The sequence below is a fragment of the Polynucleobacter sp. Latsch14-2 genome (assembly GCF_018881925.1).
GTDB lineage: Bacteria > Pseudomonadota > Gammaproteobacteria > Burkholderiales > Burkholderiaceae > Polynucleobacter.
Window position 1 is genome coordinate 72,702 of record NZ_JACVPL010000012.1, and the last position, 7,304, is coordinate 80,005.

8 protein-coding genes are annotated in these 7,304 nt (G+C 44.6%); 4 read left to right on the forward strand and 4 right to left on the reverse strand.

Going from position 1 to position 7,304, the window contains the following annotated elements:
* The first annotated feature begins 71 nt into the window (after positions 1-71).
* Positions 72-1,235, forward strand: a complete 1,164-nt coding sequence (locus tag ICN46_RS10155; protein WP_255538837.1) for an enolase C-terminal domain-like protein — start codon at positions 72-74, stop codon at positions 1,233-1,235.
* A gap of 279 nt (positions 1,236-1,514) precedes the next feature.
* Here ICN46_RS10155 and ICN46_RS10160 read toward each other — a convergent pair whose 3' ends face one another.
* From ICN46_RS10160 to ICN46_RS10170, 3 genes are all read right to left on the reverse strand, one after another.
* On the reverse strand, positions 1,515-1,889 hold the full coding sequence (locus ICN46_RS10160; RefSeq protein WP_370625536.1) for a Bug family tripartite tricarboxylate transporter substrate binding protein: 375 nt from the start codon (positions 1,887-1,889) through the stop codon (positions 1,515-1,517).
* Between the two features lie 81 nt (positions 1,890-1,970).
* Positions 1,971-2,930, reverse strand: a complete 960-nt coding sequence (locus tag ICN46_RS10165; protein WP_216208268.1) for a tripartite tricarboxylate transporter substrate binding protein — start codon at positions 2,928-2,930, stop codon at positions 1,971-1,973.
* Positions 2,931-2,980: 50 nt separating this feature from the next.
* Positions 2,981-4,141, reverse strand: a complete 1,161-nt coding sequence (locus ICN46_RS10170) for a mandelate racemase/muconate lactonizing enzyme family protein (RefSeq protein ID WP_216208273.1) — start codon at positions 4,139-4,141, stop codon at positions 2,981-2,983.
* Between the two features lie 204 nt (positions 4,142-4,345).
* Between ICN46_RS10170 and ICN46_RS10175 the strand changes: the two genes are divergently transcribed.
* Positions 4,346-5,350, forward strand: a complete 1,005-nt coding sequence (locus ICN46_RS10175; protein WP_216208277.1) for a 2-hydroxyacid dehydrogenase — start codon at positions 4,346-4,348, stop codon at positions 5,348-5,350.
* A 9-nt stretch (positions 5,351-5,359) separates the two neighbouring features.
* Here ICN46_RS10175 and ICN46_RS10180 read toward each other — a convergent pair whose 3' ends face one another.
* The gene (locus ICN46_RS10180) at positions 5,360-5,965 is read right to left on the reverse strand and encodes a DsbA family oxidoreductase (RefSeq protein WP_216208303.1); all 606 of its coding nucleotides are present in this window, start codon (positions 5,963-5,965) and stop codon (positions 5,360-5,362) included.
* A 319-nt stretch (positions 5,966-6,284) separates the two neighbouring features.
* Between ICN46_RS10180 and ICN46_RS10185 the strand changes: the two genes are divergently transcribed.
* Both ICN46_RS10185 and infA read left to right on the forward strand, forming a co-directional pair.
* Complete coding sequence (locus ICN46_RS10185; protein WP_216208280.1) at positions 6,285-6,488, forward strand: cold-shock protein; 204 nt, start codon at positions 6,285-6,287, stop codon at positions 6,486-6,488.
* 85 nt (positions 6,489-6,573) lie between these two features.
* Positions 6,574-6,834 (forward strand): translation initiation factor IF-1, encoded by a 261-nt coding sequence (gene infA / locus ICN46_RS10190; RefSeq protein ID WP_216208283.1) that lies wholly within the window; start codon positions 6,574-6,576, stop codon positions 6,832-6,834.
* Positions 6,835-7,304 lie beyond the last annotated feature (470 nt).

The following is a 7,304-nucleotide window of genomic DNA, read 5'->3' on the forward strand; positions in this document are numbered from 1 at the left end:
GCTATCTTATTTAAACTATTGTTTAATTATTCACTAACAATAATATAGTTTCAACCATCAGGGAGAGTTTTTTGAAGATCACCGAGATTCGTGAAATTGCAGTGCCATTGCGCTCAACTTTACGCAATTCAGTATTTGACTTTAGTGAGATGACCACATCTGTGGTGGCTGTTCACACTGATGTCATGAAGGCGGGTAAACCAGTGATTGGTTACGCCTTTAATTCTACGGGTCGCTATGCTTGCGGCGAGCAAATGCGTTCCCGCCTCATACCCAGAATTATGAAAGCAGATCCAGATTCGCTCTTAGATGAGTCTGGAAATAATCTAGATCCAGCAAAAATTTTGGCATGCATGATGCAACGCGAAAAACCGGGTGGCCATACTGAGCGATCTGTTGCCATCGGTACGATTGAAGTTGCCGTGTGGGATGCCGTAGCCAAAATTGCAGATAAGCCATTGCACGCTTTACTAGCAGAGCGTTTCAATGACGGTAAGATTCAAACTGAAGTGCCTTGTTATGTAGGTGGCGGTTGGTATGCTCCTGGCAAGGGAATACCGGAGTTGCAGGCAGAAATTCGTTCGCGCCTAGATGATGGCTATCGCGTGATGAAGATTAAGGTAGGCGGAGCACCATTGGATGAGGATCTACGGCGTTTAGATGCCGCAATTGAGGTCATGGGAGGCTCAAGTTCTTTGGCGGTAGATGCTAATGCCGCCTGGAATCGGGAGAGTGCTATCCGGTATGTAAAAGCATTGGCGCCTTATCGCCTAAAGTGGCTGGAAGAGCCTACCGACCCCTTGGATTTTTCTTTGCTGGATGAGCTCATGGGCTTGTATGAGTCGCCCATCGCCACTGGAGAGAATCTTTTTTCTACGCCAGATATTCGCAATCTTTTGCAATTTGGAAAGTTGCGCGCAGATCGAGATATTGTTCAGATTGATGTACCACAGTCATATGGAATTGTGCAGTTTTCCAGAACCCTTGAAATGATGCGTGAGAAGGGCTGGGGTAGACATTCGGTATTCCCTCATGGCGGCAATCAAATGACCTTAGCAATTGTTGCCGGCTTTGGCTTGGGTGGTTGCGAGGCTTATCCAGGAGTGTTTGGTGTATTCGCAGGTTTTGCGGATGATGCTCGTATTGAAGAGGGCAAGATTCGTTTATCAGACCGTCCTGGCATTGGTTTTGAAGGGCAAAAAGAGCTGTTTGCACTGATGCAAAGCATTGCTTAATACATTAGGAGCGATTTAGACTAAAGCATCAAATCTTGGTTCTAGGTTTCTTGTAAGTCTTTCGGCTTTATGAAGCCACTAGGGTGAAAAACCTTAGTGGCTTTTACTTTATGGCTTGAAGCCGAATGTTGCATTTCAATGGCTAATGACAGTCATTCAATTTAATTTCACTTTTGAATAGCTTACTAATTCTTTCCAGCGCTGAGTTTCTGATTTCAAGTAACTCTCCGCACTGCTTGGCGTTGAGGCAGCGTTGATATCAATTGCTAGCTCGTTTAATCATTTCACTATTGCGGGATTCGTCAAAGACTTATTAATTACATGATTCAGTTTTTCAACAATGTATTTGAGGGTCTTGGCTGGTGCAAAGATCATGTTCCATGTTGAGCCATTGACGCCCTGTACGCCATATTCTGCAATAGTAGGCACATTGGGCAATACGGGTGGTCTTCGATCGCTGGCCAAGGCGATTGCTTTTAATTTTCCGGATTTAATTAGTGCAAGAACAGAGCTAGCTGTTTCAAAGGTATATAAATGAAGATCTGAGATAACGCCTTGCTTTGCGGGCCCAGCGCCTGTATACGGAACCGCAAACGTATCTAAATTTGCCTTTTGATTGAAATATTCAGTCACGATATGCGTGGGGCTGCCGATTCAAGAGGTGGCATAGTTAAATTTTCCAGGCTGAGTCCTCACTAGACTGATTAGCTCGCTGATGGAATTAGAGCCACTGACCTACTGTATCGGTGTAATTGCTTTCAGAAATTTACGCCGCGACTGAATCTCATCAGCAACATATTTCTGCATTTTTTCAACTGACAAATTCATCGGGGACTGACCGTTTTCAACCATAAATTTTTTCCACTCAGGCTTGGCCTCGACAGCCTTAATTGCATTCGCAAGTTTTGCAACAACCTCCGGCGGAGTACCATGCTTCACCATGATCCCTCGCCAGATATTTTCCACTAGGTCGTAACCTTGCTCCTTAAAGGTTGGTACCTCAGGAAAATACTCAGAGCGTTGTGCAGTACTAATAGCTAGTAGCCTGATATCACCACTTTTGATTTGCATGAGTGCAGAGCTTGGTGTCATGATTGTTGCATCTAGATGACCTCCAAGTAGGGCAAGCACACCTTGGTTGCCACCATTAAATGGGATCCAGATGCCTTTGAAACCCGCGAGTTCTTGTAATCGATAGTAAACAAACTGATGGAATCCTGCTGTCGCATAGCCGCCAACGCTAACTTTATCGGGAGATTTTTTTAGGGCCTCAACTAACTGCGCTAGCGTGTGATAAGGGCTATCTTTTCGAACTGCGACTGCTGAAGGCTCTAGCTGTAAACCGCCGAAGAAAATGAAATCCTTTTCTGAAAAGTTAGTCTTGCCTTCGGCGATCAAGAAGGATGTAGAGCTCGTGGCAGAAACGACGTTATAACCATCGGCTGGCATATTAAGTATGGCCTGCATAGAAATCGCACCGGTGCCACCAACCCGATTTTCAACAGTAATTGGTTGTCCAAGTTCGTCGCTAAGATATTTAGCCAGTGTCCTCATCATCAAATCTAGGGGGGCACCTGGAGTCACTCCAGTAATGAAGCGAATGGGTTTATCAGGATAGCTTGCAAAACTAGTGGTGCCTAGCAAAAGGGTACTTATCAAGATTAAAGCGAATTGAACTAACCATGATTTTTTCATAACACTCTCCTTCGCTAAGTTGCTTGTGTAGCTTTGCATTTACTCATTCTTTAATGGCCAATCTGATCATCATCTTCACTCATCCGGAAGTTGCGAGCAGGATAGGGTTGGTAAGGTCTAGACCGTACTGCTTGCTCGTTAACCTCTATGCCTAAACCAGGGCCGGTAGGCAATGTGATGTACCCATTCACTGGCACTAAAGGATTATTAGTGACGACCGTCCCGAACTCTTCATAAGGTAAGAAATATTCAGTGATCGTGAAATTCGGCATACAGGCTGCAGCATGGATAGTCGCCGACAGAGAAAGTGTGGTTGAGTTGTAGTTGTGCGGCGAGACGGCAACCATTTCTGCTTCGGCTGCTGCTGCGATATACATCATTTCTAGTATGCCGCCACAGTTTGAAACATCAGGGTTAATAATATCTACGGCGCGCTCGCGGAACAGACGACGGAAGTCGGCGCGCCCATACATGGCTTCACCACTCACAACGGGTATGGGACTGCGTGCACGCACTTCTGCCAATGCTTCTAGATTTTCAACTTGGCAAGGCTCTTCAAACCAATAGGGTTTGAAAACAGCTATCTCATTGGCGAGTTCAATGGCGTGTGCTGGTGCAAGACGTCGATGAATATCAATCAGTAAATCCACATCTGGCCCAACTGCTTTGCGGATGGCATCCATCACGGCAACTGCATGACGAATATGTTCTTTAGGAATATAAGTACGCCAAGGTCGTGGCAATGGGTCAAATTTCAGGGCTGTAAAACCCTGCTTGACTACTGCTTCAGCAGCACGGGCAAAATCCTCAGGCTTATGCATCTTATAACTCCAGCCATTGGCATACACGCGGATTTTTTCTCGGCAGGGCCCACCCAGTAGGTTGTATACCGGCTGATTGCTAGCCTTGCCAACGATGTCCCATAAGGCTTGTTCAATTCCAGAAACTGCACACCAATACTCTAGTGACGAGCGACGCTGAGCATAGTCATCAAATGCAACTTGTACAAAGTGCTTAATGTGAAATGGATTGCGACCAATAAGATATCGACCTAATGATTCCACTTGAGCGGCAATGGCCTGATCGCGATCATATTGACTGTATGCTTCACCCCAACCCACAATGCCGTCATCTGTCTCGATACGAACAAAAATGAGGTTTTTTCTCCAGCCAGGGTGAACGACGAGGCACTCAATATTCTTGATTTTCATTGCACTATCTCCATGGTTAATAAGGTGAAATAGGCGCTTATATTGCTCAATTTGCGCACACACCATTTTTTTCTTTTAATCTATTAAATCATACCTTTTTAGCATTGAGTTATGCTAAATTTGATAATGCTCAATAGCCCTTCTTCTTATGACTCCCAAGCCATCCCCAAGTCCTTTTGGTAGCACCATTGCATGGTACTTGTAATGACAACTCAGAAAATTCATCGCATTGCCTTTTTGTCGCTAATGGCGGCGGAAACGCTTGCTGTTTTGAAAAGCCTGGTACCCGATGGGTTTGAGATTCTCTTCCCGCAAAGCAATGATCGTGCTGAGCATCTGCGCATGCTTGAGAGTGCGGAGTATATTTTTGTCGGCGCGACCAGCATTGATGCTGATCTGATCAAAAGCGCCCCGCATCTCAAGATGATCCAGAAGTGGGGAATTGGTGTTGAGAAGATTGATCTAGAGGCGGCTCGTGAAAATAATATTATGGTAGCCATTACTAGTGGAGCTAACTCTCTTCCAGTAGCCGAACACACCATCATGCTCATGCTGGCAAGCTTACGTAGACTTCCGCTAGCGCATAACTCCGTAACAGAAGGTCAATGGATCGCGCCAAAATTACGGACCATATGTAATCAACTAGAGGGAAAGACAGTTGGCTTATTTGGCTTTGGCAACATTGCCCAGGCAGTTGCTAAAAGATTAGCAGGCTTTGATGTGCGCATCTTGTATTGCAGTCGAAATCCTATTGATGCGGCTATTGAGTGTGATCTTGGTGTGACGCGGGTAGATTTTGAGACCTTACTAGCGCAGAGCGATATTTTGAGTCTACATGCAGCGCTTAATGCAAGCACCAAGAACATCATTGACGCTACCTCACTGGGTAAGATGAAGCCTTCTGCAATTTTGATTAACACTGCGCGCGGAGCTCTCATCGACGAAGTTGCACTGGTGGAGGCCCTACAGACTGGCCGTCTTTGCGGTGCCGGCTTAGATACGTTTTGTATCGAGCCTATTGAAAAAGATCACCCTTTACTGAGCATGGACCAAGTGGTGTTAACGCCACATTCTGGTGCTAGTGTCAGTGAGGTCGTTGCCAAGATCGGCGCACATGCAATGAATAATATGCAACGCTTCGAACAGGGTTTGCCATTAGACCCAAGTGACATCATTGTGATGCCCCGTTCGATAGCAGTGATACCCTAGATTGCTAGCTTAAATTTTCTGATTCAGACCTGAGATTAATTGCTCAAATGCATTAACAAATGATTCAGGAGCTTGGGCGCCCTGCAAGAGGTATTGCTCATTGAGAATAATTGAGGGGACAGAGCTGATACCTGCATTTATGTAAGCAGTCTCTTCTTGTCTTACTTCATTCGTAAACTCATCCCCAGAGAGAATTTCCTGTGCCTTGATGCAGTCTAGGCCAGCACGACTTACTGCATCTAGAAGATTTTTCTGATCATCCAAATTTACTGCTAGGCAAAAATAAGTATTGGGCAATTCCTGTTTAAGGGCTACCTGCTTTTGTAAATCAAATGCTTTGGCTGCCCAATACAGTAGGCGATGAGCATCAAAAGTGTTGTAAACCCGTTTACGACCTTCTGGGTGAAATTGAAATCCAGCCTCCAAAGCTTTTGACCTGATATTGGTTTGATTTGCTTTGACTTGCTCTACAGTGAGACCATACTTTTCCGTAAGATGCTTAATCGCATCTTGACCGCCTTTCGGTAAATTGGGGTTGAGTTCAAAAAAATGACCCCAATAAAGATATAAGGAGGCTTTTTTGGATGGATATCGCAGGTAAAAAAAGCTCCGCAGAGCGAGTCTTAGTAATGCTTGGTGGGTCGTGCGGGATTGGCTACGCCGAAACTTCGTTTTCGAACTCGCGACTCACAGCTTGCCAAAGCACTTTTACCTGTACTTATGTCTATTATGAAGGTGATTTGTTGGTAAATAGTCTTTTGTGACCAAGGTAGAGTAGAATACCCTTAGCGATTTTCAAGCTAATAGTGTTGTTGTACTAGTAATTAATACCGCAGTTCTGCGATAGTTCTTTTTAGCATCTCCCCCGCCATTCTTGACTTTCGCCTCTTTTGGGGCATACCCCCTTTTATATTTTTTTAAGGAATAGTCAGATATGGCAAACGGAACAGTGAAATGGTTTAACGACGCTAAAGGCTTCGGCTTTATTACCCCTGAACTCGGTGGTGAAGATTTATTTGCCCATTTTTCAGCAATTAATAGCAACGGCTTTAAGTCATTAGCTGAAGGTCAAGCGGTGACTTTTGATATTACTACTGGCCCTAAAGGCAAGTTAGCATCCAATATTCAACCTGTTTAAATCAGAAGCAAATACCAGGCGGAAATTATTTGCCTGGTCCAAAGCCCAGCATGACTGGGCTTTTTATTTTTATTAAGGATGTTAAATGGCAAAAGAAGAGTTGCTTGAAATGGAAGGTCTTGTTGACGAAATTCTGCCGGATTCTCGTTATCGAATTACTTTAGATAATGGCCATAAGCTTATTGCCTATACAGCAGGAAGAGTCAAAAAAAATCACATCCGTATATTGGCTGGAGATAAGGTTTCTTTAGAGGTCTCACCCTATGACTTGAGTAAAGGCCGAATTACATTTAGACATATTGAGAAGAAGCAATCTTTTTCTGGCGCGCCGAAGAGGCGATATTGATAGCCTTAAGATTAAAGCCGTAAGTTAAATTAATGCTTGCAAAGAATCTTAGGTGCTGGTCGATGCCGCCCCAGGCAACCAAGAAATACTAAAACCACCTTCGGGTGGTTTTTCTTTGGATGTTTGTCTTGGGTCATTAGCGGCCTACCAGTTATCTACCCGTGTAATGTCGGTTAACCCGACAACCATCGCATTTTGAGAAGCTCACGGTCCACCAGTGCCAGACATCCCTAATCATCACGGTCCAATAGATTGCCTATTGAGTCCACACACTGACCGCCGCATGCCATTCAGCCAAAAGAAAAGGGACCACATTTCTGTGATCCCTTTTGTACGACTCGACACATAGTTAACACTTTATACCGGACACATACTTTACAGTTTTTGGCATAGGAGGGACCTTACTATGCCGTGGAATGAAAGTACGAAGATGGATGAAAAGCTCAAGTTTGTATCTCGTTACCTTGATG